This window comes from Micromonospora matsumotoense, from assembly GCF_050951065.1.
GTDB lineage: Bacteria > Actinomycetota > Actinomycetes > Mycobacteriales > Micromonosporaceae > Micromonospora > Micromonospora matsumotoensis.
In genome coordinates this window covers 7,021,711-7,046,370 of the sequence record NZ_CP192025.1, presented here as the reverse complement: position 1 = coordinate 7,046,370, position 24,660 = coordinate 7,021,711, and the positions used below count along the sequence as shown (strand labels likewise).

At 69.4% G+C, this 24,660-nt stretch carries 22 protein-coding genes; 13 read left to right on the top strand and 9 right to left on the bottom strand.

What is annotated here, in order from left to right; all coding sequences use genetic code 11:
* Window positions 1–4: 4 nt before the first annotated feature.
* From leuA to ACQP1S_RS30215, 3 genes are all read right to left on the bottom strand, one after another.
* Window positions 5–1,756: a 2-isopropylmalate synthase gene (gene leuA / locus ACQP1S_RS30225; protein ID WP_432901320.1), complete on the bottom strand. Its 1,752-nt coding sequence runs from the start codon at window positions 1,754–1,756 to the stop codon at window positions 5–7.
* Window positions 1,757–2,056: 300 nt separating this feature from the next.
* A complete protein-coding gene (locus tag ACQP1S_RS30220) occupies window positions 2,057–2,587 on the bottom strand; it encodes a nitroreductase family protein (RefSeq protein ID WP_432901318.1) in 531 nt (176 codons plus the stop codon).
* Window positions 2,588–2,671: 84 nt separating this feature from the next.
* Window positions 2,672–3,466, bottom strand: coding sequence for a hypothetical protein (locus ACQP1S_RS30215; RefSeq protein WP_432901316.1), 795 nt, complete (start codon window positions 3,464–3,466; stop codon window positions 2,672–2,674).
* 335 nt (window positions 3,467–3,801) lie between these two features.
* Between ACQP1S_RS30215 and ACQP1S_RS30210 the strand changes: the two genes are divergently transcribed.
* Window positions 3,802–5,067, top strand: a complete 1,266-nt coding sequence (locus ACQP1S_RS30210) for an aspartate kinase (RefSeq protein WP_091247793.1) — start codon at window positions 3,802–3,804, stop codon at window positions 5,065–5,067.
* Window positions 5,068–5,072: 5 nt separating this feature from the next.
* Window positions 5,073–6,134 carry an aspartate-semialdehyde dehydrogenase gene (locus ACQP1S_RS30205; RefSeq protein WP_432901314.1) on the top strand — a complete coding sequence of 354 codons (1,062 nt, stop codon included), beginning with the start codon at window positions 5,073–5,075 and terminating at the stop codon, window positions 6,132–6,134.
* A gap of 49 nt (window positions 6,135–6,183) precedes the next feature.
* On the opposite strand, the gene ACQP1S_RS30200 is transcribed toward ACQP1S_RS30205, so the two are convergent.
* The gene (locus tag ACQP1S_RS30200) at window positions 6,184–7,605 is read right to left on the bottom strand and encodes a GGDEF domain-containing protein (RefSeq protein ID WP_091247989.1); all 1,422 of its coding nucleotides are present in this window, start codon (window positions 7,603–7,605) and stop codon (window positions 6,184–6,186) included.
* 174 nt (window positions 7,606–7,779) lie between these two features.
* On the opposite strand from ACQP1S_RS30200, the gene ACQP1S_RS30195 reads away from it, so the two are divergent.
* From ACQP1S_RS30195 to ACQP1S_RS30185, 3 genes are all read left to right on the top strand, one after another.
* Window positions 7,780–8,463 carry a histone deacetylase gene (locus ACQP1S_RS30195; RefSeq protein ID WP_432901312.1) on the top strand — a complete coding sequence of 228 codons (684 nt, stop codon included), beginning with the start codon at window positions 7,780–7,782 and terminating at the stop codon, window positions 8,461–8,463.
* Between the two features lie 141 nt (window positions 8,464–8,604).
* Complete coding sequence (locus tag ACQP1S_RS30190; RefSeq protein ID WP_245722592.1) at window positions 8,605–9,063, top strand: lamin tail domain-containing protein; 459 nt, start codon at window positions 8,605–8,607, stop codon at window positions 9,061–9,063.
* A gap of 297 nt (window positions 9,064–9,360) precedes the next feature.
* A complete protein-coding gene (locus ACQP1S_RS30185) occupies window positions 9,361–9,837 on the top strand; it encodes a hypothetical protein (protein WP_432901310.1) in 477 nt (158 codons plus the stop codon).
* Window positions 9,838–9,906: 69 nt separating this feature from the next.
* Here the strand turns inward: ACQP1S_RS30185 and ACQP1S_RS30180 are convergent, their stop codons facing one another.
* The gene (locus tag ACQP1S_RS30180) at window positions 9,907–11,013 is read right to left on the bottom strand and encodes a calcium:proton antiporter (RefSeq protein WP_432901308.1); all 1,107 of its coding nucleotides are present in this window, start codon (window positions 11,011–11,013) and stop codon (window positions 9,907–9,909) included.
* Window positions 11,014–11,190: 177 nt separating this feature from the next.
* On the opposite strand from ACQP1S_RS30180, the gene ACQP1S_RS30175 reads away from it, so the two are divergent.
* Entirely contained in the window at window positions 11,191–11,712 is a 522-nt protein-coding gene (locus tag ACQP1S_RS30175; protein WP_432901306.1) for an SRPBCC family protein, read from the top strand.
* A 4-nt stretch (window positions 11,713–11,716) separates the two neighbouring features.
* On the opposite strand, the gene ACQP1S_RS30170 is transcribed toward ACQP1S_RS30175, so the two are convergent.
* The 3 genes from ACQP1S_RS30170 to ACQP1S_RS30160 all read right to left on the bottom strand — a co-directional run bounded on the left by ACQP1S_RS30170 (window position 11,717) and on the right by ACQP1S_RS30160 (window position 13,504).
* On the bottom strand, window positions 11,717–12,394 hold the full coding sequence (locus ACQP1S_RS30170) for a M23 family metallopeptidase (RefSeq protein ID WP_432901304.1): 678 nt from the start codon (window positions 12,392–12,394) through the stop codon (window positions 11,717–11,719).
* Window positions 12,395–12,889: 495 nt separating this feature from the next.
* On the bottom strand, window positions 12,890–13,162 hold the full coding sequence (locus ACQP1S_RS30165) for a hypothetical protein (RefSeq protein ID WP_432901302.1): 273 nt from the start codon (window positions 13,160–13,162) through the stop codon (window positions 12,890–12,892).
* Window positions 13,163–13,165: 3 nt separating this feature from the next.
* Window positions 13,166–13,504, bottom strand: coding sequence for a hypothetical protein (locus tag ACQP1S_RS30160; RefSeq protein ID WP_432901300.1), 339 nt, complete (start codon window positions 13,502–13,504; stop codon window positions 13,166–13,168).
* Window positions 13,505–13,651: 147 nt separating this feature from the next.
* On the opposite strand from ACQP1S_RS30160, the gene ACQP1S_RS30155 reads away from it, so the two are divergent.
* Window positions 13,652–15,064, top strand: a complete 1,413-nt coding sequence (locus ACQP1S_RS30155) for a helix-turn-helix domain-containing protein (protein ID WP_432901298.1) — start codon at window positions 13,652–13,654, stop codon at window positions 15,062–15,064.
* A 3-nt stretch (window positions 15,065–15,067) separates the two neighbouring features.
* On the opposite strand, the gene ACQP1S_RS30150 is transcribed toward ACQP1S_RS30155, so the two are convergent.
* A complete protein-coding gene (locus ACQP1S_RS30150; RefSeq protein WP_432901296.1) occupies window positions 15,068–15,634 on the bottom strand; it encodes an NUDIX hydrolase in 567 nt (188 codons plus the stop codon).
* Window positions 15,635–16,205: 571 nt separating this feature from the next.
* Between ACQP1S_RS30150 and ACQP1S_RS30145 the strand changes: the two genes are divergently transcribed.
* From ACQP1S_RS30145 to ACQP1S_RS30120, 6 genes are all read left to right on the top strand, one after another.
* On the top strand, window positions 16,206–16,763 hold the full coding sequence (locus tag ACQP1S_RS30145; RefSeq protein WP_432901294.1) for a hypothetical protein: 558 nt from the start codon (window positions 16,206–16,208) through the stop codon (window positions 16,761–16,763).
* Window positions 16,753–18,690, top strand: coding sequence for a hypothetical protein (locus tag ACQP1S_RS30140; RefSeq protein ID WP_432901292.1), 1,938 nt, complete (start codon window positions 16,753–16,755; stop codon window positions 18,688–18,690). The genes ACQP1S_RS30145 and ACQP1S_RS30140 overlap by 11 nt, the downstream gene beginning before the upstream one ends.
* A 784-nt stretch (window positions 18,691–19,474) precedes the next feature.
* A complete protein-coding gene (locus ACQP1S_RS30135; protein ID WP_432901290.1) occupies window positions 19,475–20,395 on the top strand; it encodes a hypothetical protein in 921 nt (306 codons plus the stop codon).
* 1,057 nt (window positions 20,396–21,452) lie between these two features.
* Window positions 21,453–23,012 carry a replication initiator gene (locus ACQP1S_RS30130; RefSeq protein ID WP_432901288.1) on the top strand — a complete coding sequence of 520 codons (1,560 nt, stop codon included), beginning with the start codon at window positions 21,453–21,455 and terminating at the stop codon, window positions 23,010–23,012.
* A complete protein-coding gene (locus tag ACQP1S_RS30125) occupies window positions 23,009–23,206 on the top strand; it encodes an excisionase family DNA-binding protein (RefSeq protein ID WP_432901286.1) in 198 nt (65 codons plus the stop codon). The genes ACQP1S_RS30130 and ACQP1S_RS30125 overlap by 4 nt, the downstream gene beginning before the upstream one ends.
* Window positions 23,206–24,423, top strand: coding sequence for a tyrosine-type recombinase/integrase (locus tag ACQP1S_RS30120; protein ID WP_432901284.1), 1,218 nt, complete (start codon window positions 23,206–23,208; stop codon window positions 24,421–24,423). Before ACQP1S_RS30125 ends, ACQP1S_RS30120 begins: the two co-directional genes overlap by 1 nt.
* Window positions 24,424–24,660 lie beyond the last annotated feature (237 nt).

Here is a 24,660-nt window from a genome sequence, read left to right as displayed (position 1 = left end):
GCGATCAGTGCCGGGTGCGGTTGGTGGCGCTGGTGACGGCCTTGATGGAGGCGGTGACGATGTTGGGGTCGGTGCCGACGCCCCACACGGTCTGGCCGTTGATGTCGCACTCCACGTAGGCGGCGGCCTGGGCGTCGCCGCCCGAGGAGAGGGCGTGCTCGTGGTAGTCCAGCACGCGGACCGCCACGCCCACCGACTGGAGCGCGTTGACGTACGCGTCGATGGGGCCGTTGCCGACGGCGGTGAGGGTGCGCGCCGCGCCGTCGACGACCACCTGGGCCTCGATCTCGACCTTGCCGTCGACGGTGCCGATCGTGTAGCCGGCCAGCGTGACGGCCGGGTCGACCTGGTGGTCGAGCAGGTAGTTGCGGGCGAAGATCTGCCACATGGTGCCCGGCTCGACCTCGCCACCGTCGTGGTCGGTGACCTGCTGGACGACGCCGGAGAACTCGATCTGGAGCCGGCGCGGCAGGTCCAGCTGGTGCTCGGTCTTCATGATGTACGCGACGCCGCCCTTGCCGGACTGCGAGTTGACCCGGATGACCGCCTCGTAGGTGCGGCCCAGGTCCTTGGGGTCGATCGGCAGGTAGGGCACCGCCCAGGTGAACTCGTCGATCGGCACCCCGGCCGCCTCGGCGTCCCTGGTCAGGGCGTCGAAGCCCTTCTTGATGGCGTCCTGGTGGGAGCCGGAGAAGGCGGTGTAGACCAGGTCGCCGGCGTACGGGTGGCGCTCGTGCACGGGCAGCTGGTTGCAGTACTCGACGGCCCGCTTGACCTCGTCGATGTGCGAGAAGTCGATCATCGGGTCGATGCCCTGGGAGAAGAGGTTGAGGCCCAGCGTGACCAGGTCGACGTTGCCGGTGCGCTCACCGTTGCCGAACAGGCAGCCCTCGATCCGGTCCGCGCCGGCCAGCAGGCCCAGCTCGGCGGCGGCGACCCCGGTGCCCCGGTCGTTGTGCGGGTGCAGGCTCAGCACCAGGCTGTCCCGGCGGGGCAGGTGCCGGTGCATCCACTCGATCGAGTCGGCGTACACGTTGGGGGTGGCCATCTCGACGGTGGCCGGCAGGTTGACGATCAGCTTGCGGTCCGGGGTGGGGTCGATCACCTCGATGACCTTGGCGCACACCTCCACCGCGTACTCCAGCTCCGTGCCGGTGTACGACTCGGGCGAGTACTCGTAGTAGATGTCGGTGTCCGGGGTGTGGATCTCGGCGTACTTGCGGCAGAGCCGGGCGCCCTGGGTGGCGATGTCGGTGATGCCGTCGCGGTCCAGGCCGAAGACCACCCGACGCTGGAGCGTGGAGGTGGAGTTGTAGAAGTGCACGATGGCCCGGTGCGCGCCGCGCAGCGACTCGAAGGTCCGCTCGATCAGGTGCTCCCGGCACTGGGTGAGCACCTGGATGGTGACGTCCTCGGGGATCAGATCCTGCTCGATGAGCTGCCGGACGAAGTCGAAGTCGGTCTGGCTGGCCGAGGGGAAGCCGACCTCGATCTCCTTGTAGCCCATCTGCACCAGCAGCTGGAACATCCGGCGCTTGCGCTCCGGTGACATCGGGTCGATCAGGGCCTGGTTGCCGTCGCGCAGGTCGACCGCGCACCAGCGGGGCGCGACCTCGACGTGCCGGGTCGGCCAGGTGCGGTCCGGCAGGTCGATCCGGAACTGCTGGTGGTAGGGCTGGTAGCGCTGGTACGGCATCCGGCTGGGACGCTGCCGGGCGAACTGGTCGGTCTCGGCGTCGGTGACAGGTTGAGCCATGACGGAGTGCTCCCGTGGGTCAGGTGGCGTCAGCATTCGAAGGTGTCGGCGGGTGTCGGGCGGCGATGCCGGACGGGTGCCGAGAGGAGGTTCGGATCTGCTGGACGGCGCGGTTCGACTCCGCGACGGGGTGCCGGCCGGTCAGGCCCCGTCGCGGCGACCAAGGAGAAGGTACGCCTGCCACATGACAGAGTGACCCTACGTGATGAGACTGGGGGTGGGAAGGTGGGTCCGGACTCTGAGATCCGGATCGCACCCGCCGGGATCACCACCGGCTCGGCGGGGACCCGACGCCGGTGGTCAGTGCAGCAGCAGGGCGTGGACCGGGTGCCGGTGCCGCAGGGCGGTCTCCCGGCGCAGCAGCTCCCCCGGCAGGGCCGACGGGTCGCCGAGCCGCCCCACGGCGGTCACCACCAGGGGGCGGATTCCCGACGCGAGGTCCAGGTCGGCGGCGAGCGCGGCCCGGTCGAAGCCACGGATCTGGTGTGCGTACAGGCCGAGGGCGGTGGCCTGGACGGTGAGGTGGGCGATCGACTGACCCAGGTCGTACGCGTACCGCTCCGGGTCGCCTCCGGTGTGGGCGCCCACCACCAGCGCGGCGGCGTGCCGGGCCCAGCCCTGGTCGGCCTCGGCGAGGCTGACCAGGATGCGTTTCCACGTCTCGTCGTCGCGGTGGCCGAGGGCGAACCGCCACGGCTGCACGTTCCCGGCCGACGGGGCCCAGCGGGCCGCCTCCAGCAGGGAGGCGGCCTCGTCGCCGGTCAGTGCGGCGGTCGGGTGGAACGCCCGAGGGCTCCAGCGGAAGGCGAGCAACGGGGTGAGATCAGCCATCCGAAGAGAATCCCGTATGGGGGATTTGGTCGATTGCCCCGCCCCGGCAAATGTGGTCAAGGCCACCCGTAACGCCCAGAAGGGTCAGGACGTTCCGGGGCTCGGTGAGACCTGCTCCGCCTGCTGCCCCAGCGGCTCGCCGGCCACCACCGGCCCTGCCAGCGGCACCGTGTCCGGCGCCGGGCCGGGCGGACCGGCCAGGGTCAACGTGCCCAGCGCCGCCCGTACGAAGGTGGGGGTGCCGTCGGGCTGGTAGCAGTAGATCCCCACGTCCAGCGGCGGGGTCAGCGAGGCGGCGGTGCTCTCCACCGCGTAACAGCTCCCGGGGACCCCGGGCGGTGCCGTCGCCACCGAGACCGACAGCGCGGTACGCCGGTCGGTGAGCACCTCCAGCCAGTCGGTGAACGGGTGCTGCACCCGGGGGTCCAGCCGGTGTGGCACCGCGTCGTCCCGGTCGCCGAGCCGGACACAGCTCGCCGGCCCGGAGTGGCCGGCCGAGGGTAGGGCGCACTGGAAGAGCCCGTCCGGGGTGGCGACGAGCGCGACGTCGGCCGTCCCACCGAGTGCGCCCCCGGGCACGTCCACCCGCCAACTGCCGTCGTTGGCGCTGGTCACCGTGATGTCGCGGGTCGGGCCGCCGGTGCCGGACAGGGTGTACCGGGCGGTCAGGTGCCGGTCCCGGGCGGCGGCGGCCAACGCGGCCAGCTCGTCCCGGGCGGTGTCCGCCGGGGCGGGTGCCGGATCGGAGGGCGGTCCGGTCGGCGGCGCGGTCGGGCCGTCGGCGGCGCAGCCGGCCAGCAACGCCAGCGCCGACGACACCGGCAGGAGCAGGGTCAGGACGCCGGTCGGCCGGCGGACCGGGCGGGGGTGGTCATGCACCGGGTCATTCTGCGCCGGGTTGCCGACGGCGACAGCCCCGCGCGAATCCCGCCTCCGATCGGCGTGTCGGGGCATCAACCCGGTCCCGGCCACCTCCCCGGCTGGTCGCGCAGACCGTGACCCGGCACTGCGCCGCGGCGTCGGCGCAGGTCGCGGCGGCCCTGCCCCACCGGCCGGGAACCCCGCGTCGGCCAGCGGGTTCGGCCGGATGGTGGGATCACCCGACCCGCTCTCGCGTACCGCCCGATACCCTGGGGTGGTCTGACACGCGCCGCCGGACTTCAGCCGGCGGCGTCGGCACGCTCAGGGTCGTCGCTGGGAGGGAGTGCGCCGTCGTGGCACTCGTGGTGCAGAAGTACGGCGGGTCCTCCGTCGCCAACGCCGAGCGGATCAAGCGGGTGGCCGAGCGGATCGTCGCCGCCCGCAAGGCCGGTGACGACGTCGTGGTGGTGGTCTCCGCGATGGGCGACACCACCGACGAGCTGCTCGACCTGGCCAACCAGGTCAGCCCCCTGCCGCCGGGCCGTGAGCTGGACATGCTGCTCACCGCCGGGGAGCGGATCTCGATGGCGCTGCTCGCCATGGCCATCCACAACCTGGGGTACGAGGCCCGCTCGTTCACCGGTTCGCAGGCGGGGGTGATCACCACCTCGGCACACGGCCGGGCGCGGATCATCGACGTCACCCCGGGGCGGCTCAAGGGCGCGCTCGACGAGGGCGCGGTGGTGATCGTGGCCGGCTTCCAGGGCGTCTCGCAGGACACCAAGGACGTCACCACCCTGGGTCGGGGTGGTTCGGACACCACCGCCGTGGCGCTCGCCGCCGCGCTGCACGCCGACGTCTGCGAGATCTACACCGACGTGGACGGCATCTTCACCGCCGACCCGCGGATCGTGCCCAACGCCCGGCACATCCGGCACATCACCTACGAGGAGATGCTGGAGCTGGCCGCCTGCGGCGCCAAGGTGCTGCACCTGCGCAGCGTGGAGTACGCCCGCCGGGCGGGGTTGCCGATCCACGTCCGTTCGTCATACTCGACCAACACCGGCACGATGGTCACCGGATCGATGGAGGACCTTTCCGTGGAACAGGCACTGATCACCGGGGTCGCCCACGACCGCAGCGAGGCGAAGATCACGATCGTCGGGGTGCCCGACGAGCCGGGCGCCGCCGCCAGCATCTTCGACACCGTGGCCGGTGCCGAGATCAACATCGACATGATCGTGCAGAACGTCTCCACCGAGGGAACCGGGCGCACCGACATCTCGTTCACCCTGCCCAAGGCCGACGGCCCGACCGCGATGGCCGCCCTCAGCAAGATCCAGGAGCCGGTCAAGTTCAAGGGCCTGCTCTATGACGACCACGTCGGCAAGGTGTCGCTCATCGGTGCGGGCATGCGCTCGCACCCAGGCGTCGCGGCCGGGTTCTTCGCCGCCCTCGGCGCGGCCGGCGTCAACATCGAGATGATCTCCACCTCGGAGATCCGGGTCTCCGTGGTCTGCCGGGACACCGACCTCGACCGGGCGGTCCGGGCGATCCACGACCAGTTCGAGTTGGGCGGCGACTCCGAAGCCGTGGTGTACGCGGGAACAGGACGGTAGCCCCGGTGGCACCGCAGCCCACCCTGGCCGTGGTCGGGGCGACGGGGGCTGTCGGCACCGTGCTGTGTGACCTGCTCTCCGCCCGGCGCAACGTCTGGGGCGAGATCCGGCTGCTGGCCTCGGCCCGTTCGGTCGGGCGCAAGGTGCGCTGCCGGGGCGAGGAGCTGACCGTCGGCGCGCTCACCCCGGAGGCGTTCGACGGCGTCGACGTGGCGGTCTTCGACGTGCCCGACGAGGTGGCGGCGCGCTGGGCGCCGATCGCGGTCGACCGGGGTGCGGTGGTCGTCGACAACTCCGCCGCGTTCCGGATGGACCCGGCCGTCCCGCTGGTGGTCCCCGAGATCAACCCGGACCAGGTGGACCACCGCCCCAAGGGGATCATCGCCAACGCCAACTGCACCACGCTGACCATGATCGTGGCGATCGCCCCGCTGCACCGCGAGTACGGCCTGCGGGAGCTGGTGCTCGCGTCGTACCAGGCGGTGTCGGGGGCGGGTCAGGCCGGGGTGGACGCGTTGCACCGGCAACTCGGCAAGATCGCCGGGGACCGGATGCTCGGCTCCCGCCCCGGCGACGTCCGGCAGGCGGTCGGCGACGACCTGGGCCCCTTCCCGGCGCCGCTGGCGTTGAACGTGGTGCCGTGGGCGGGGTCGCTGGCCGACCACGGGTGGTCCTCCGAGGAGATGAAGGTCCGCAACGAGTCCCGCAAGATTCTCGGCCTGCCCGACCTGAAGGTCTCCGCCACCTGCGTACGGGTGCCGGTGGTGACCGGCCACTCGGTCGCGGTGCACGCGGTCTTCGCCACCGAGGTGGACGCCGAGGGGGCCCGGGAGGCGCTGCGCAACGCCCCCGGCGTGATCCTGGTCGACGATCCGGCCGCCGGCGAGTTCCCGATGCCCATCGACGCGGTCGGCACCGACCCCTCCTGGGTCGGCCGGATCCGCCGGGCCGTCGACGATCCGCGCGCGCTCGACCTCTTCGTCACCGGTGACAACCTGCGCAAGGGTGCCGCCCTGAACACCGCCCAGATCGCCGAACTCGTGGTCAGGCCCCGTACCCGCTCCTGACCGGCCGCCTCACCGGCCCCGGCCGGGCGGGCGCGGGCCTGCCCCGGTGTCAGGGGGTGGAGAGCTGGACCCGGTCCCGACCCCGGTTCTTGGCGGCGTAGAGGGCCTGGTCGGCGCGGTGCAGGGTGCGGTCGGCCAGCTCGCCGGGCCGGGGTAGGGCCACCCCGACGCTGATCGTGCGGCCGGTGCGGCGGGCCGCCTCGGTGAGCCGCTCGGCGATCCGGACCGCCTCGTCGGGGTGGGCCACCTCGATCACCGCGACGAACTCGTCCCCGCCGGTGCGGTACAGCTCGTCGCCGTGCCGCAGCGCCGCCTCCAGGGCGCGGGCCAGCCCCACCAGCAGCCGGTCCCCGGCCTGGTGACCGTAGGTGTCGTTGACGGTCTTGAAGCCGTCCACGTCGATGGCGAGCAGCGCGGTACGCCCGGGGGTGGCCGCCGCGATCCGCCGCCCGAACGTGCCGGTGTGGCGCAGCCCGGTGAGCGGGTCCAGGCTGGCCTGCTCCCGGAGCTGGGCCAGGGTGCGCAGCCGCTCCAACGCGGCCCACGCCTGCCCGGCGAGCAGCTCCATCAGGTTGACCGTGGTCGGGTCGGGGCGCAGCAGCCGCTCGTCGGCGACCAGCAGCACCCCGCCGCCCTCCGGTGGGCCGACCGGCACCGACACCAGGGTGCGCACCCCGGCACGGGCCAGCGCGAGATGTTCCTCGGTGGGCGGGCACCCCGCCTCACCCAGCGTGTACGCCGCGCCGTAGCGGTGGGCCCGCGCGACGAGCCGATCGAGTTGCGCGGTCGAGGCGTCGGCCAGGGCGGCCCGGACCCGCGACTCCCACTCGGTGGGGACCCCGGTGGGTGCGCCGAGCCGGGGGCCGTGCCGACCGGCGAGCACCAGCACGGCGGTGGAGAGGGTGGAGACCTCCCGGGCGGCGGTGAGCGCGGCGGTCATCAGGTCCCAGTCGGTGGGGGCCGAGGTCATCGCGGTGGCGTGCCGGAGCAGTTGCTCGCTGCGGCTCTCGGCGGGCGGCCCGCCCAGCTCCGCGATCCGGGCCCCGAGTCGTTCGGCGAGCCGCTCGGCGGTCTCCCGCCACGGGCCAAGCTCCACCGGCCCGCTCCACTGGAGGTCGAGCACGCCGATCGGCCGGCCCGCCGGGTCCCGCACCGGTACGCAGATCTCGGCCGTGACGTCGGGGCGCAACGGCAGGTAGTCGGGGTCGGCGGTGACGTCACCGACGGTGGCGCCCTCGCCGGAGGCGTACACCCGGCCGACGATGCCCGACTTGGGCCCGACGGCGGAGAAGACCTGCCAGGCGCCGGTCGCGGCGACACAGCGGAGCCGGTCGTGGACCTGGAGCAGGACGGAGATCGTGGCGGGGACGTACCGGGCGAGTGCGGTCACCGTCCACCGGCACGCCTCGGCGGCGGTCGACGCCATCGGCAGGCGGACCGTGACGTCCCGGACGACTCGCTCGTGATCCACGTTCTTCCAGGTGAGAGGGGCCCGGCGGGTGCCGGGGGCTGCGATCAAGCGTACTCAGCGGGGAACGGTGGGCCACTCAAGATCACTTCGTTCGTACACATGTTTCATCCACAGGATGTGGACAGGGCCTGTGGGCGATAGCGTGGGAGGCCCGGATGCGGCGGAGGGGGCGGGGTGGAACTGCTCTGGTACGTCGCCTACGGGTCGAACCTGCACGCCGCCCGGCTCGGCTGGTACCTCTCCGGCGGTCGGCCGCCCGGCGGGCTGCGGTCGTACCCCGGCTGTCGGGACTGCCGACCACCGCGCCGGACCCTGCCGGCGCTGATCCCCGGCGGCATCTACTTCGCCGGGGAGTCCCGGGCCTGGACCGGCGGGATGGCCTTCTACGACCCGGAGCTGCCCGGCGTCGCGGCGGCCCGAGGCTACCTGCTGACCCGGGCCCAGTTCGCCGACCTCGCCGCGCAGGAGATGTACCGGCCACCCGGCGACGACCTGCCCGCGCTCGACGAGGCGGTGGCCGGTGGCCGGGCCACCCTCGGCCCGGGGCGGTACGAGACCCTGCTGCGGGTCGGCACCTCCGACGGGCTGCCGATGCTCACCTTCACCGCGCCGGGGCGGGCGTCCGACGTGGCGTGGACCCCGCCCGCCCCGGTCTACCTGCGGATGATCGCCGACGGGCTGCGGGAGGCGCACGGCTGGTCGTCGTCCGAGACGATCGACTACCTGGCCGGCCGACCGGGGGTCGTCGGGCACTGGACCCGACCCCGACTGGTCGCCCTGCTCCACCCGGCGGGGGAGTGCGGGTCGGTGGAAGGGACGCCTCCGCCGGACGATCGCGTCATCCATGATCGCCATTAGGGTCCCACTGCCGGACTGGCGGACGTGTTTGCCGCCGCCACGCTTTTCGAGTCCACAGTTGCCGGTCGGTACGGATAGCCTCGGCCCACTTTCCGTGGCGACGTCCGCTCGACGTCGGCCCGTGAACCTGTGGGGGAACGTGTGAAGAACACCAGGCTCGTCGGATTCGCCGTGGCGCTCGCCGTCGCCGTCGGCGGCTCGCTGACCATCGCCGCGCCGGCCCAGGCCGCGACGCCGGCCGTGGAGATCACGAAGGTCTACTACAACTCCCCGGGCACCGACAACCGCTCCAACACCAGCCTCAACGCCGAGTACGTCAAGCTGACCAACCGGCGTAGCTCGACGCTGAACCTGAAGTCCTGGACGCTGCGCGACAAGTCCCGCCACGTCTACACGTTCTCCGGCGACTTCCGGCTCGCCAAGGGCGCCAGCGTTTACCTCCACACCGGCAAGGGCACCAACACCTCCACCCACCGGTACTGGGGCTCCGGGAACTACATCTGGAACAACACCGGCGACACCGCCTACCTGCGCAACTCCGCCGGTACCGGGATCGACTCCTGCACGTGGGGGAGCAAGGGCAGCTACACGTACTGCTGACCGTCGGGGCCGGAAACGGCCCGTACGGACCCGCGGTGACCGGAGCGTTGAGGGGCGTACTCCGGTCATCGTCCGACCGTCCCGGGACGGCCGGCGACTCCTCGCACCGGGAGCCGCCGCCCCGCCCGGGGCGGTCGCCCCGTTTTCGCCCCCTGCTGTTTCGCCCGGCCTCGGGCGGTCGGTTCCGTGCCGCCTCGGGTGTGTCTGTCCCGGCCGGCGCTGTCCGGCATCGACGTCCGCCGGGCGGGGGCCGGTGCGGGCGGGGGTGGTGTCGGTCGGCTCTGCCATGCTGGGCCGGTGACGGTGACCTGGCGACACCTGCCCGCCCCGGCCCGCGAGATCGCGGTGGCCGTCACCGAGGCGGTGGACGCCGCGCAGGCCCGCGACGACGCGGCGTACGACCGGGCGGTGCTCCGGCTCGCCGGTGCCGACCGTGCCGGGCTGGTCGTCGGTGGGGTGGTCCGGCTCCTGCTGGAACAGGCCCACCCCGACGGGCTCGACAGCGACGACGTCCGGCAGGTGCTGGAGCGCTGCGTCCGGGCCGCCGCGACCTGGCAACCCGACGTCGACCCGCAGGTGGTGCTGGTGCTGCTGGCCGGGGCGCTCGGTGTCTACGACCCGGGTGACGACGACACCCCGCCCGACCCGACCGCCGTCGCCCGGCACGCCCCGCTGCTGGTGTGCGACCTGCTCACGGTGACCGGGGTACCGTTCGCCGGCTGCCTGGAGGCGGCGTTCGCCGAGGTCGCCCGCACCGAACGCCACGACGACTGACCAGGGTCGCCGGCGGTACGGCGGTCCTGCCGGTCACCGTCGTCCGGCCGCTACGGGGTCGACGTCGGGTCAGGGGCTGGCGGCGAGGAAGACGAACGCCGCGAGCAGCACCAGGTGCACCCCGCCCTGCAGGACGGTGGCCCGGCCCGGCACCACGGTCAGCACCCCGGTGACGACGGTCAACGCCAACAGGGTCAGCTGGGTGCCGCCGAGGCCGAGCAGCAGCGGCCCGTCCAGCCAGATCGAGGCGACCGCGATCGCCGGGATGGTCAGGCCGATGCTCGCCATCGCGGAGCCGAGCGCGAGGTTGAGGCTGATCTGCACCCGGTCCCGGCGGGCCGCACGGGCCGCCGCGAGGGTCTCCGGCAGGAGGACGAGCAGCGCGATGACCACCCCGACGAAGGACTGCGGCAGGTTCGCCGCGGCGACCCCGGCCTCGATGGTGGGTGAGACCGTCTTCGCGTCCCCGACCACGGCCACCAGGGCGACGACGAGCAGCACCAGACTGATCACGGCGGTGCGCGTGGACGGCGGATCGGCGTGCCCGTCGCCGTCGCCGTAGGCCACGCTGCCGTCGCTGGTGATGGAGAGGAAGTAGTCCCGGTGCCGGCCGGTCTGCACCATCACGAACAGCCCGTAGAGCGCGAGTGACGCCACGGCGGCGAAGGCGAGCTGGGCCGGGGAGAACTCCGGGCCGGTCTTGCTGGTGGTGAAGGTCGGCACCACCAGGCTCAGGGTGGCGAGGGTCGCCACGGTGGCCAGCGCCCCACCGGTGCCCTCCGGGTTGAACACCGCCACCCGCCGCCGGAGCGCGCCGAGCAGCAGGGAGAGCCCGAGGATGCCGTTGCAGGTGATCATCACGGCGGCGAAGACGGTGTCCCGGGCCAGCGCCTGGGTCTTGTCCCCGCCACTGATCATCAGGGTGACGATCAGGGCGACCTCGATGACGGTGACCGCCACCGCGAGCACCAGCGAGCCGTACGGCTCACCGACCTTGTGGGCGACCACCTCGGCGTGGTGGACGGCCGCCAGCACCGCGCCGGCCAGGAACGCGGCGACCACCGCCACCAGCAGGCCCGGCAGCTCGCGGTTCCAGGTGACGAGCAGCAGCACCACCGCGAGGACGGGCACCACGACCGTCCAGTCGGACATCCGGGGGCGGAGCAGCGCAGACATGGCGTACACCTTGCCAGGAAAGCCGGCCCGACGCGGCCGCACCGGCCCCGCCTCGCTGGCCCGGTCGTCCGGCTCGCTGCCCGGGTTGGCGCGGTCGTCCCCGGGGTACCGGTCGTTGCACCCCCAGGACCAGGTCCCTCCCGGCGAGCCGACTCGACCGGAGTGAGGAGGAACGCCATGACCACCAGGGTCGAGAGGTCGATCGACGTCGGCGTCCCGGTCAGTGCCGCCTACAACCAGTGGACCCAGTTCGAGGAGTTCCCCCACTTCATGGCCGGCGTCGAGGAGGTCCGCCAGCTCGGCGACCGTCGGCTGCACTGGGTCGCCCGGATCGCCGGGGTGCGGCGCGAGTGGGACGCCACGGTGCTCGAACAGGTGCCGGACGAGAAGGTCGCCTGGGCGGCGACCGACGGCGTCACGAACGCCGGGGCGGTCTACTTCCAGCGGATCGACGCCGACCGCACCCGGGTGCTGCTGTGCCTGGAGTACGAGCCGGACGGGCTGGCCGAGAAGGCCGCGGACCGGCTGCACGTGGTGGCCCGGCAGGCCGAGGCGGACCTGGAACGGTTCAAGTCCTACCTGGAGGCACGGGGCACGGAGACCGGCGCGTGGCGCGGTTCGATCGGCGCGGGGCGCGGCGTGGGCACCCCGGGTGTGGCCCTGGCCGGTGCCGATGGTGACGCCGATGCCGTCGGGTGAGGTGTCACTGCGGTTCGACCACCTCCGCCTCGCCCGGGATTCCCCCGGCGACGTCGACCGGCGGGCCGCCGGACCGCTGCCACACCCGGTAGTGCCGGAAGGACATCGGCACGCCCCGCGCGGCGTACGGGTCGGCGGCGTCCATCACCTGTAGGTGCAGGTGCGGCTGGGTGGAGTTGCCCGAGTTGCCGCAGTCGCCCAGGTCCTGCCCGACACCGACCGCCTCGCCCACGGCCACCCGGATCGACCCGGCGCGCAGGTGAGCCAGGAGGACGTACCCTCGGCGGTCCGCCAGCTCGACGATCACGTGGTTGCCGGCGACGGCGCCCGCGCCCCGGCGGACCCGGGCCGCCTGGGTCAGGGCGTAGGACAGCAGCGTGAACGGCGAGCGCCGGGACTCGTGGTCCACCTCGCCGTCGTGCACCGACACCACCCGGCCGGCGGCGGGGGCGAGGACGGGCCGCCCGAAGGCGAGGAACCGCTGCGGCGGCTCGGTCGCCAGCACCGTGCGCCAGTCACGCACGGTCGCCGTCCGCCGCCCCCGCACCGCCACGAAATCCATCGCGTACGTGGTGGCGAAGAGGTCGGTGCCGTGGCTGGGCACCCGCCGGGCGGGGCTGTTCTGGACCAGCCAGGTGCCGTGGAACGGCAGGGTGAGCACGACGGGGTCGACAGTGGACATGGCGCTCCTCCCGGTGCCGACCCTCACTGTACGGTTCCTCGCCGTCGTTGCGGCCGGGCGTTGTTCCTCGACCGGCAGTGGCTCCGCACGGTGAGTCACCTGGGCCGGGACACCTTCGCTGAGAACACGTATGCCCATCCGTCATATTCATGCCCGGCAGGCATACCGTCTGGACAGGTGGCAGGTGTCCCGGGTCATCCGAGGCTCGGGGTCGATGGTCAGCGGCCCGATCGGGGCCGTCGCGCCTACGATCGGCGGGGACCTACGTCGGCTTCGGGTTGCTGTGCTGTGCAGGGGCTCTCCTGCCTCGCGGTCGTCGTGGGTTTGTCTGCCGCTGTGGTGGAAGCCCAAGGGCTGACCCGACCGACCGTGGTCCGGAAACACCAGAGGGCACATCCGGTGATCGGATGTGCCCTCTGACCTCTGTCGGGGTGGCCGGATTCGAACCGACGACCTCTTCGTCCCGAACTGGCGGCAGGCTGGTCGGATCGGGTGTCATCCGAGGTCATCCGGCCTGCTGGGGTTCGTCCGGGCCGGGTGTGGTCGGCTCGGTTGCTGTACTCCGCTGCTGTACTGCTCGTCGACGAGGAACTGCCGGAAGTGGGTTCGCATCTCCAGCCAGTGTTGGTGTTCGTCGCAGGGGTGGAGTCGGCCGCAGCGGCACAGGCTCAGGGTTGACTCGGCGTGCTTGGTCAGCAGGATGTCCGCGTGGGCTACCTGGGCTTTGGCGTATTCCTGGAAGGCTGCCGAGGTGTAGAGGGCTCCCATCGGTCACCGCCCCGACCTGGGGGTGTGGCGGCGGTGCCAGAGGGCTTCGGCGACGGCGTCCATGGGGTCGATCTCGCCGGCCGCCAGGCGTTCACGGGTGACGGTGAGCCAGGGTGGTGAGGTCGGGGTGGATTCGCCGAAGGCGGTCCGCATCCCTTCCTGGGCGAGTCTGGCCGGTTGGCAGGGTTCGCGTTGGTTCGGGTGCCAGGTGCCGGTGGCCATGCAGAAGCTGGTGCTGTCGGGTCGGTGGGTTTCCCAGAGGGCGCGGGCCAGTCGCCACAGTAGGCGGTGCCGGCAGTCGGCGGGCGGTTCCACGGGTGGGTTGTCGACATCGAAGGACATGCGCCGACCATCGCGTCCGGCGGTGGGCCGTTCTATGGCCAGCGGTCATGTCACGGTGACATGGGACGGCTCGACCAGCCTGAATGGTCGCCCTAGGCTGTCGACCTGAACACCTTGAGTAGTCGGAACGCGACGCTGGGAGCTGCCGTGCTGCTCGATCCGCTGCGGATACCGGAGGATGCGTGGTCGCACGGCGAGGTGCTGGCCGTCCTGGCCGCCCGCGACATCGGCGGGCTGTTCCAGTGGATCACGAGTCTCACCGGGGCGAGTCAGAGCCGGATCGGGGCCGCCGTCGGGCTGGAGCAGGGCTACGTCAGCCGGATCATGGCCGGACGCAAGGTCACCTCGATCGACGTCCTGGAGCGGATCGCCGACGGCTGCCGGATGCCCGACCAGGCGCGGACCACGATGGGCCTGGCACCCCGACAGGCCGCACCGCCGCTCAATCCCACCCGGCGTACCCCCAGCGAGCCGACGGCTATCCGGACCTGGCAGGAGGACGTACGCAGTGCCGCAGAGCTTTGGCGAGGTGACGTGAACCGTCGAGACGTGCTCCGGCAGGTGGCTTTCAGCTCGGCCGGCTACACCCTGCCGGCGCTGCGTTGGTTCACCGCCCCCGACCCAGCTCCGGTCACCCAACCCGGACGCAGCGCGGTCGGTCAACCCGAGATTGACACCATCCGGGCGATGACGGCGACCTACCGCCAGTTGGACAACCAGTACGGCGGTGGGCACGCCCGCGACACCGTCGCCCGCTACCTCCACCAAGAGGTGACCCCGCTGCTCACCGACGGCCGGTACGACCACGCCACCGGTCAACGGCTGCTCAGTGCCGCCGCCGAACTGGCCCAACTCGCCGGCTGGCAGGCGTATGACACGGCTGAGCACGGCATCGCCCAGCGGTACCTGACCCTCGCCCTGGACTTCGCCCACGCTGCCGGAGACGACGGCCTCGGCGCGGAGATCCTCGCCGCGATGAGCCACCAGGCCACCTACCTCGGCCACACCGCCACCGGCCTCGACCTCGCCCGCGCCGCCGGCCGGACCGCCCGCCGCGCCGGGGTTCCCGTGCTGACCGCCGAAGCCCACGTCATGGAAGCCCACGCCTTGGCCAAGGCCAACGACGAACGGGCCTGCGCTGCCGCCCTGCATCAGGCGGAACAGGCTCTCGACCGAGCCGACCGCAGCAGCGACCCGCAATGGCTCAGCTACTTCGACGAGGCGTACCTGTCGGCCAAGTTCGGCCACTGCTTCCACGCCCTCGGCCGCACCACCCACGCCGAACGCTTCGCCGCCCGATCCCTACGCATGGACAACCGGTACGTACGTGGTCGGGCATTCAACCTGGCGCTGCTCGCCAGCGTCCACGCCCAGCAGGGCGAACCCGACCGGGCCTGCGCCATCGGCGCGGAAGCTCTGACTCTGACTAACCAGCTTCGCTCGGCCAGGGCCGTTCGCTATGTCCGCGACCTGCAAGCGCAGCTCGCCCCACATCGGCGGGTACCCGCCGTCCGGCACTTCACCGGTCGCATCGATGCCACCCTCGGCCCTCGACGCTGACCGTCACAGCTCTCCCCGGGCTTTGCGCGCCACCAGCTCCAGCACGGCGATCACCGTCCCGGCACCGACGATCTCACCCCGGGACACCAGCTCGTACGCCTCGTCGAGCGGAATCCAGGCGACCTGCTCAGCTTCGTTCACGTCCACGGGTGCGCCAATGTGCTCGGCGTGCCGGGCCAGGAAGAGCAGGTTCTCGGCGTCGGCAGTGCCGACCCAGGGTTGGAAGGACAACAGCGGCTCCACCGCCTGGGGTCGCCAGCCGGTCTCCTCCTCCACCTCCCGTACCGCGCACTGCGCCGGGTGCTCCTCTTCATCGACGTAACCGCCGGGCAGCTCCCACACCCAGCGGTCGAACACGAAGCGGTGCCGCCGCATCAACAGCAGGCGCTCCCGATCGTCCATCACGGCGACCATGGCCGACCGGGGAGCCCGGATCACGTACTGCTCGAAGCGCACCCCGTCGGGCAACTCCACCTCGGCGATGCTCAGCCGTGCCCGCCGGGTGTCGTCCACTACCCGCTCGCCGTGGATGGTCCACCGAGTCAACTCCCTCGCCTGCTCCTCCGCCACCCCGCCAGTATCCGCGCCGAACCTGACCACGCGCTGCGGGCCCGACGCACACCGGGCAGAGAGCTGTACGCCACCGAGCGCATCCCTTCCGCAAGGTAGGGCCTACCCCGCACCTCTCGCCGCGTAGTTTCAGGCCTTGCCAGCGAACTGCCCGGCAACGCTGATGGCTGTGGCCGCGATCGCCGAGAGCAGCCCACGATCGCGCCCAGGGTCGTCAGCCCTTCCCTGGGTGACGCCCAAAGCCTACGGTTCAGCTGACGCCAGGGCTGTACTGCGTGACCTAGCATAGTCAGTCGGTCCGGGTACCGAATGCAGGCTGCGATCTAGCACCACCGCGAGGATTAACACAGCAAGTGTCGGAATAGTGACAGACTGCAAGCGACTTGCTGTGGCTGTAGGGGCTTCAGTCGATAATCCACTAGTGACGCCTCGACGCCGACAGCTCGATCTGCCCGATACTGAGCAGGCACGCCTATTCAACTCCCTCGATCCTGCACCAGCGTTGGCCCTGCCGCCGGAAGGATACGCGCCGCTTCCGCGACCCAGACCGAGTCGTTTGCCCTTTGAGGCCATGTCGCCGTATGACTTCGAGGCACTAATTGCAGAGGTAGCCACGGCGGTGGACGGCCACCGAGAGGCCCGATTGTACGGCAGGCCCGGCCGGGCTGACGATGGCCGGGATGTGATTGCCACCGATGACGGTATGACGTATTTTGCGTACCAATGTAAGCGTGTGGCGCAATTCGACGGAGCGGCCCTGCGACGCGCGGTCACGGCGTTCGAGGTCCGGCAGCCGTTCGTCGTCACTAGTTTCATCGTGGTTGTGGCATGCATCGTTGACGCAAAAGACATAGAGACCGATCTTATTGATCTTCGGGCTGTGAGGCCCAGTCTCGATATTCAGGTTCGAGACGGCCGGGATCTGTCCAGGTCGCTACGAGAATTTCCGTCCGTTGTCGAAACCGCGTTCGGGTCCGCCATCCGCCGGGACTTCTGCAATGAGGAGGCTTCATCGACAGCGCCGGGTATTCGTCCTATGACTGCCACCGTGGCGGAGGGCGGTATTTCTATTCAGGCTGGCCGAGACATCAACGGAGCAATACACTTCGGGCAAAGCAGTGGAAGCTGACGACGACTTCGGCGCCGATGCTGGGGCAATGATCGCCGAAGCTGGCCCTAATGCAACGATCCTCCAGGCGCGCCGTGATTTGAACGTCACCTACGTGCGTGCTCGAGTGCCGCGCGTAGTGGTCAGTTCCAGAGACGTTCATGTAGCCGTTCATGCCTTCAGTTCACCGCATGGCTATGAGCGGGCAGAACATATCCTTTGGCGCGGGCATGCGGGCGTAGTTGTGCTGATGGGAGAGCCTCGCACTGGGCGGCATACTTGTGCGTTGTCGGTGTTGTGTCTCGGTACTGCTCAGCCCGTACATAGGCTGAACGTTACCTGGGGAGAGCACGATTTTCGTGATCTCCCGCGAGAAGGCAACGCTCGGTACTTGCTTGACATTACTTATGCAGAGGATTTATCCGAAGATTTTGCCGCCAACCTGCGTGATTATGGCCGCGAACTAGAGGCGATGAAGGCGAAGCTAGTCGTCATCGCAAGCACTGCAGTCTGGCAACAGTATGCCGACGAACTTGCCGACATTACGGTGCCTATTGGCCAACCTCGGGTTCTCGAAGTTGTGCGGGTCCGGTTGGATTATCAGGCGCGACGCACTAACATGCCTGGAGGGGAGCTCCTAGATGTCCAGGCTCTAGCGGGGATCGTCGAAGCGTTGAAGGATAGCGATGCCCCGCCAGACTACGGCGTTGGCCTCGCATCTGATATAAGCGCGCATGCGGAATCGCAAGAGGAATTGCTGCGATTTGCTGCGTCATGGAAGCGCTGGAATCGATACATTGTTGACCACCTTGCCAAGGACGCGCCGGGCAGTGCGGGAGAGCGAATTCTGCTCATAGCCGCAGCGGTTCTGGGCGGAGCAACGGTTGAAACGCTTTCTGAAGAGGCAAGCGCTCTGAGTGACAAACTTGGCATAGCGGTTGATCCTACGAGAACACTTGAGGGTGCCGACATACGTCAACAGCTAGCCAAGGTGGGGGCGCGCCGAATCGGCGACCGGGTTTATTTATCGGCCCGAGGTGCAGACCATGACGAAGTTGTTGACTATCTTTGGGAGCAAAGGCCTAACATCAGGAAGGCACTCTTCGCCTGGATCAACGACATGTCAGCTCGCAAACCTACTGACAGCGCTGAGAGTCGTCGACTTATCGAAGTGGTTCACCGCCTAGCATCCCGCCATCGATGGGTATCCGCAATTGATGTGCTCTTTAACTTGTTAAGCGGCAATCGTGATCAGAATCGGCGGGCCTATGCGGCTCTCGCTGGGCTCTTAGAGGATCCGCACGTCGGCCAGGCATTACAGAAGCGCCTTTACGATTGGGCCGGCGGCAGCCGAAATCTCGTCGAAGTAGCCAGGCTCTGTGGCGGCAAGGTCGGCGACAATTCGTTCACCGTTGCCGTCGTGCGGTTGCGTCGCGTTGCTGGTCGAGCGCAGACCCCTGCAGTCCGACTGGCTGTACAAGATGCATTGCGTTCTCATGCTGAGAGGACGAAACTGACTAGGGTGCTTTCGGTAGTTGAACAATGGCCCCAGCATGAGAGAACCATCGCGCTTACGGGGCTCCTCGATCCCGAGTGGCTGCATAGAACAGGCCGTCTCAATAACCGTTCGGGTGCGCAAGGTGAGCTAGAACTTCTTGACCCCCTGGCTGATGCATGGCTGTGGCTCATTAACGACCCTGCTGCGGGCGAGTTCAATACGGAGCTTATTCGTGGCTGGGGACGACTAGCAGATGTTCATCCGGAAACTCGTGCTCTAGCCGTGGAACTGCTTGTGACTGTCGTTGGGGCTGGTCAACCCAATCCCCCTATAGCGACAATCTTCCAGCAACTCTCCCCCGATATGTCTAAGGCAGTCATTGACTGCCTTAGAGGCAGACATGGCATTGAGTCAGTCGAAGGTAGAGAGGGTGTTGCGGCTGAGATCTGATGCGTCGTCGCAGTGTAGAGACTTTTCTGAATGAGGCTGACGCTCCACCGCCCTTTTGTGAGAGAAAGAACTTTACGTTCTACCTGATTAGCTCCAGTTTATTCGCGAACAGAATAATCAAGCCATCCCGATGCTCCTATGGATGTCAACCCAGTGACTCCTTGACCCCCAGGCAACGATCAATCTGGGCCGGCCTGCCCCTACTCGCGTCGTACCCTGGACTCTCGGTCCGTCGTCGTCCACCGGTGTGCGCGCCGGTCCGCCCCGATCGTCACTCAGTTAGTCACCCATCCGAGGTTGAAATGGCTCGTCGTCCTTCAGGGGTCAAGTCCTCGCCGTCCTGCCTCGGCATCGTGATCCTCCACGAGAACATGTCGACGGAGTGCGGCCGGGCCGACTGCCCCGGAACGGGTTCGATCCACGCGGCGGCCAACGTGCGCGCTTGCGGCATCACCGGCTGCGAGCAGTGCCCGTCGGGTCCGGGGTGGAGCGAGCAGACACCTTCGGTGTGAAGGAACCACCGGCCGGCGTTGAGCTGCTTCAACAGTAAGGCTGAGCTGTCCGAACGTTCCACCGGATTCCATGGACGTCCGGCACTGCCCGCGACCGTCGTCACCCAGTTGGTCACCCAGCCCGCGTGCAGACGTTGAAGCGGGGCTTGGAGCCACGATCACGCCTCGTGACAAAACTCGGACCAGGACGGTTGGAACCGAAGCTGGTTAGCCGACGACACCCGGTCGTTATCATATGCCCGCCATTGACAACGTCTGGGATGATGCATGGCGTGCCCGATGACAGCCGAGAAAGCCACGGCAGCCAACCCCAAGAGCGCGCACCAACCTTAGAGGATAAGCCGGACCACAGAATTGCCTATATCGGACTAGCCGTAACAGTCCTACCGTTTTTCATTGCCGCCATGCGCATGTACGTTGTAGCAAACGGCAATCTTTCAGTGATCAAATCACTTGGCTCCACACTCAATATACAAAGTCTGCTACTTGGTACATACTTGGGAATCCTCCCGGCTTTCTTTTTGTTCGGTGCCACGTTCTTGGTGTTCCATGTGTCGTTCACTGAATACCCGAATATAACTGGACGATGGCAACGCCTCGCAATGGCGGCTTGCTTGGCCATGTTCGGGGCAATGCTCTTGGATACCGATCAGGCGGTTGCCGTGGTCCTGTATGTCGCAGCAACTGCAGTTTCCTTAGTCCTCGCGGATGCCGCCGGCCGAATTCTCCTTGGGCGAGTTATTGCCAAGGCGGTTCTCTCAGGCGCAAGAGTGCCATTTTTCGGCCTCTCGGAGAGCGTGGCCGCGGAGATGGGATTCACTCCCTCCAAGGAGATGCTAAGGAGGGGTCGAATTGCTCGCAGAATATTGCGAGGGGGACGCTATTTCATCTACGGTGGGTTAGCACTTCTTCTTCTTGTGCAGGTTCTTTTCCCTCCGGGAATGTGGCTTCCAACCGAATCAATCGGAATACGAAGCCAGAAGACGGCGATAATCGGATACGTTCTCGATGAAAAAGATGATCGCGTAACCATCCTTCGCCGCGACGGTTTAGGTGTTGAGCGCTTTCATGTTGACGACGTGGTTAATCGCCAAATCTGCGATGATCGCTTAGAGAAAGAACCAGTATTTGTTAAGTTGTTTGGTCGCAGCGTAAGAACCGACAAAATTCCGGTTTGCAAAGAACTCCAGTAGCCACCGGCCGACGCCATCCCGTCTGCCGTCGACCCGCACTCCTGTGGAGCGGGCCGCCGCCCGGCCCGCCACGTCAAGACGGCCTTGACGCCCGTACGGACGCTGGCGGGTCGGGCGGTGGTCTGCTCGGCTCGCCCGGGTCGACGGTGGGCGGGATGGCTCCCCACCGTCACCACCCACGGACCGCGAGCCGCCGACGGCCCTCGGCCATCCTGGAGCCGGAGCGCCCCCGCCGGAGGCGCAGTAACCGCAACCCCGCTACCCGCCCGGCAGCCGCCGACGGACCCGGCGTGCGCTCCCCTACGCCGCGCGGTGCTCGCCGCGCGGCCCGGCCGGCTGCCGGCCCACCACCCCACCGGACAACGGCCTGTCGTCATCCGGCGGCCCACCGGGCTCCCCGCCCTCCGCGCCAGTCCGCCGGGCGTGTTGCGTGGCCGGAGTCGGAGCGCCAGCGGAGCGACGGACGCGCGCCCAGGCGGCGGCGCGTGCGGCCCGCTCAGGGCCGCCTTGATAGACGTACAGAAAGTCCTCCCACACCGGCCGGCAGCCGTCCGTCCTGCGGTTTCACGGCGGGTTGACGTGTCGGTACCCGGTGCTACTCTGGCCCTCGTCGAGCACACCAGCGCGGCCTTCCCGCCGGATCGCTGAACTCGACTTCGGAGTAACCGAGCGGCCTTCCTGCCGCTGACGCGGGCCACGTCCCGCCGGCTCTCGATCGCACCGGCCGTTGCCCCGGCCCGGAATCCGCTGAGCGGCCCAGCACGGCCTTCCCCGCCGTCCACGATGGCCCTCGGATTCGCGCACCTCGACGGGTGGGGGTCGCCTGCGGCAATCCACCGGAAGCCGACGACCAGGCACCCCACCCGTCCCGGCATCACCCAAGATCCAGGAACCCAGCTCAACGGCGGTCCAAGGCTGATGGCCTGCACCCGCCCTCCGGCGTGAGCCGCCCTCTCCGGCGGTGCCAGGAGACACCACGAACACCACCACCGGACACCGCTCCGGCGTCCGGTGGCAGTTCGTCGCCCGTCCCCTGCCACCTTTTGAGGAGAAAACCGTGTCCACCCTCACCGCCGGCCGTGACGCCCAAGCCCTGCACCGCGCCGCCGCCCCGGACTACTTCGGCTGGCTGGAGCACACCCGCGCCGCCGGAGGCTGCACCCGCCCGATCCGCCTGACCGGCACCCTCACCGCCGTCGAGCCCGGCACCGGACGCGTCCTGGCCGAGCAGCACACCGACGAGCTGCCCGACCGGACGCTCTACAAGGCGTGCGGCAACCGCCGTGCCGCCCAGTGCCCCGACTGCGCCTGGGTCTATGCCGGTGACGCCTTCCAGGTGGTCCGCTGCGGCCTGACCGGCGGCAAGACCATCCCCACCACTGTCAGCGCGCATCCGGTCGTCTTCGCGACCTTCACCGCGCCCTCCTTCGGCCCGGTCCACCATCGGCACATCCCCCGACACACCTGCGCCAACCGGCGGCGCTGTGACTGCCGACCGGCACCCTGCCGCGCCCGGAGCACCGCCGGCACCTGCCCGCACGGGCAGCCCGCAGCCTGCTTCACCCGCCACGACGCCGACGATCCGCAACTCGGTCGACCGCTCTGCCTGGACTGCTACGACCACGACCACCAGGCCGTCTGGAACTACTTCTCCGGCGAGCTGTGGCGGCGCACGAAACAGGCCATCGAACGCCACCTCACCGCAGTGTGCCGCCGACGTGGCATCCCCCACGTCCAGGTCGTCACCGGCTCCGGCCGGGTCCGGCGGGTGCCTCCGGTGCGGGTGTCCCACGGGAAGGTCGCCGAGATGCAGCGCCGGGGCGCGGTGCATTTCCACGTCCTGCTGCGCCTCGACGGCGTCGACCCGCACGACCGGCACGCCCTGGTCCCGCCGCCGGCCGGCGTCACCGTCGACGACCTCGACGCCGCCGTCCACGCCGCCACCCGACAGATCATCGTCACCACCCCACCGCACCCCGACCGCCCGCACGGCTGGCCGATCGCCTGGGGCGAGCAGATCGACGTACGCCGCATCGGCGTCAGCGACGGCGACGTGACCGACGCCAAGGTTGCCGCCTACCTCGCCAAGTACGCCACCAAGTCCACCGAGGTCACCGGCCACTGCTCCACCCGACTCACCCCGGACACCGTCGACGCCTACGCCGACCCGGAAGGCGACCACCTCGCCCGCCTCATCGACGCCTGCTGGCGACTCGGCCGCCCCACCCGGCACCACACCACCCGGACAGCCGGGAAGACAGAAGACCGTCAAGGCGACCTTGACACCACACCCAACGAGTACGCCGGGCTGCGCCGCTGGGCGCACATGCTCGGCTACGGCGGCCACTTCCTCACCAAAGCCCGCCGCTACTCGGTCACCTTCGGCCTGCTCCGCGACACCCGCGCCGCCTACCGCCGCACCGAGCACACCGACACCGCCGACAGCGACGACACCGCCGGCACCATCACCGTGGGCACGCTGGCCTTCGTCGGCTCCGGCTGGCTGACCGACGGTGACGCCCTGCTCGCCAACACCGCCGCCGCCCAACGCCGCGAACGCCAGCGCATCGGCCGCGAAGAACTCGCCCACCAGGCGTGGCCGGGGGTGGCGGCATGACCCAGCCCCTCACCCCACGCTGGTACTCGCCCGCCGAGGTGGCCGTCCTGCTCGGCTTCGGCCTGTCCAAGGTCAAGATGAAGATCGCCACCGGCGAGCTGCGCTCCATCAAGGACGGCAAGTACCGCCGTGTCCTGCCCGAGTGGGTCGACGAGTACGTCCGCGAGCAGGTCGAGCGGCAGGAGGCCGCCTGATGCCCGCCCGTACCCGCGCCAACGGCGAAGGCTCGATCTTCCCCTACCGCAACGGCTTCGCCGCGTACGTCTGGGTCACCAGGCCCGACGGCAGGCGGACCCGCAAGTATGTCTACGGCCAGACCCGGGAGGTCGTCCACGACAAGTGGATCAAGCTGCACCAGCAGGCCAAGGCCGGGCCGGTCGCCACCCGGGTGCCGACCCTCGGCGACTACCTGACCTACTGGCACCGGGAGGTCGTACGCCCCAACCTCGCGCCGCTGACCTGCGCCACCTACGAGACGATCCTCCGGCTGTACGTAATCCCGGGCCTCGGCGGGAAGCGGCTCGACCGGCTCCAGGTGCGCGACGTGCAGACCTGGATCAACGAGGTGGCCCGCACCTGCCAGTGCTGCGCCCAGGGCAAGGACGCCCGCCGCCCGGAACTCAGGCGGCGCTGCTGTGCGCTCGGCCGGTGCTGCGGTGACGTGCCGTCCGCCCGCACGGTCAAGGACGTCCGGGGCGTGCTGCGCTCCGCGCTTAACCACGCCGCCACCGAGGAGTTGGTTACCCGCAACGCCGCCGCACTGGTCAAGCTCCCACCGGTCCGCCGCCGCAGGGGCCGGGCGTGGACCAGCGACGAGGCCCGTCGGTTCCTGGAATCCGCGCGGGCCGACCGCGATCCGCTCTACGCCGCGTACGTGCTGATCCTGGTGCTCGGCCTGCGCAAGGGTGAGGTGCTCGGCCTCACCGGGGACGCCGTGGACCTGGCGGCGGGGGAGTTGTCGATCGGCTGGCAGTTGCAGCGGGTCGGCGGCCAACTGCTGCACCGGGAGACCAAGACGCAGACCTCGGACGCCACCCTCCCGCTTCCGGACATCTGCGCGGCGGCACTCGCCCTCCGCCAGCAGGCAAGGAAGGCCGACCGCGACGAGGCGGGCATCGCCTGGCAGGGCTCGCCACTGCTGTTCACCACCCGCTACGGAACCCCCATCGAGCCGCGTAACTTCAACCGTTCCTGGGATGCCCGCTGCGCCCGCGCCGGAGTTCGGAAGATCACCGTGCACGACGCCCGGCGTACCTGCGCGACCCTGCTCGTCGACCTGGACGTGCACCCGCGCGTCATCATGCAGGTGCTCCGGCACGCCGAGGTGTCGGTCACGATGGAGATCTATTCGCAGGCGTCCTCGGACGCCACCCGCGACGCCCTCAAGCGGCTGGGGGAGAGCCTGCGGTGACTGCTGCTGTACTCCACTGCTGTACAGAAGCACTAGAGGGCACATCCATGGATCGGATGTGCCCTCTTACCTCTGTCGGGGTGGCCGGATTCGAACCGACGACCTCTTCGTCCCGAAGGCGGATGAGAGCTGCTAGAAAACGTCGGCAGGTATGCAGACTTGCCATTCGTTGTTGTACACCCGTCACTCATGGTCGAACAACATCAACGACTGTCAAGGATTCTGCTGACTTCCTGC

Coding starts and splice junctions, on each gene's coding strand:
- leuA (WP_432901320.1), bottom strand. CDS start 1,756: ATGGCTCAACCTGTCACCGACGCCGAGACCGACCAGTTCGCCCGGCAG.
- ACQP1S_RS30220 (WP_432901318.1), bottom strand. CDS start 2,587: ATGGCTGATCTCACCCCGTTGCTCGCCTTCCGCTGGAGCCCTCGGGCG.
- ACQP1S_RS30180 (WP_432901308.1), bottom strand. CDS start 11,013: ATGTCTGCGCTGCTCCGCCCCCGGATGTCCGACTGGACGGTCGTGGTG.
- ACQP1S_RS30175 (WP_432901306.1), top strand. CDS start 11,191: ATGACCACCAGGGTCGAGAGGTCGATCGACGTCGGCGTCCCGGTCAGT.
- ACQP1S_RS30170 (WP_432901304.1), bottom strand. CDS start 12,394: ATGTCCACTGTCGACCCCGTCGTGCTCACCCTGCCGTTCCACGGCACC.
- ACQP1S_RS30165 (WP_432901302.1), bottom strand. CDS start 13,162: ATGGGAGCCCTCTACACCTCGGCAGCCTTCCAGGAATACGCCAAAGCC.
- ACQP1S_RS30160 (WP_432901300.1), bottom strand. CDS start 13,504: ATGTCCTTCGATGTCGACAACCCACCCGTGGAACCGCCCGCCGACTGC.
- ACQP1S_RS30145 (WP_432901294.1), top strand. CDS start 16,206: ATGTCGCCGTATGACTTCGAGGCACTAATTGCAGAGGTAGCCACGGCG.
- ACQP1S_RS30125 (WP_432901286.1), top strand. CDS start 23,009: ATGACCCAGCCCCTCACCCCACGCTGGTACTCGCCCGCCGAGGTGGCC.
- ACQP1S_RS30120 (WP_432901284.1), top strand. CDS start 23,206: ATGCCCGCCCGTACCCGCGCCAACGGCGAAGGCTCGATCTTCCCCTAC.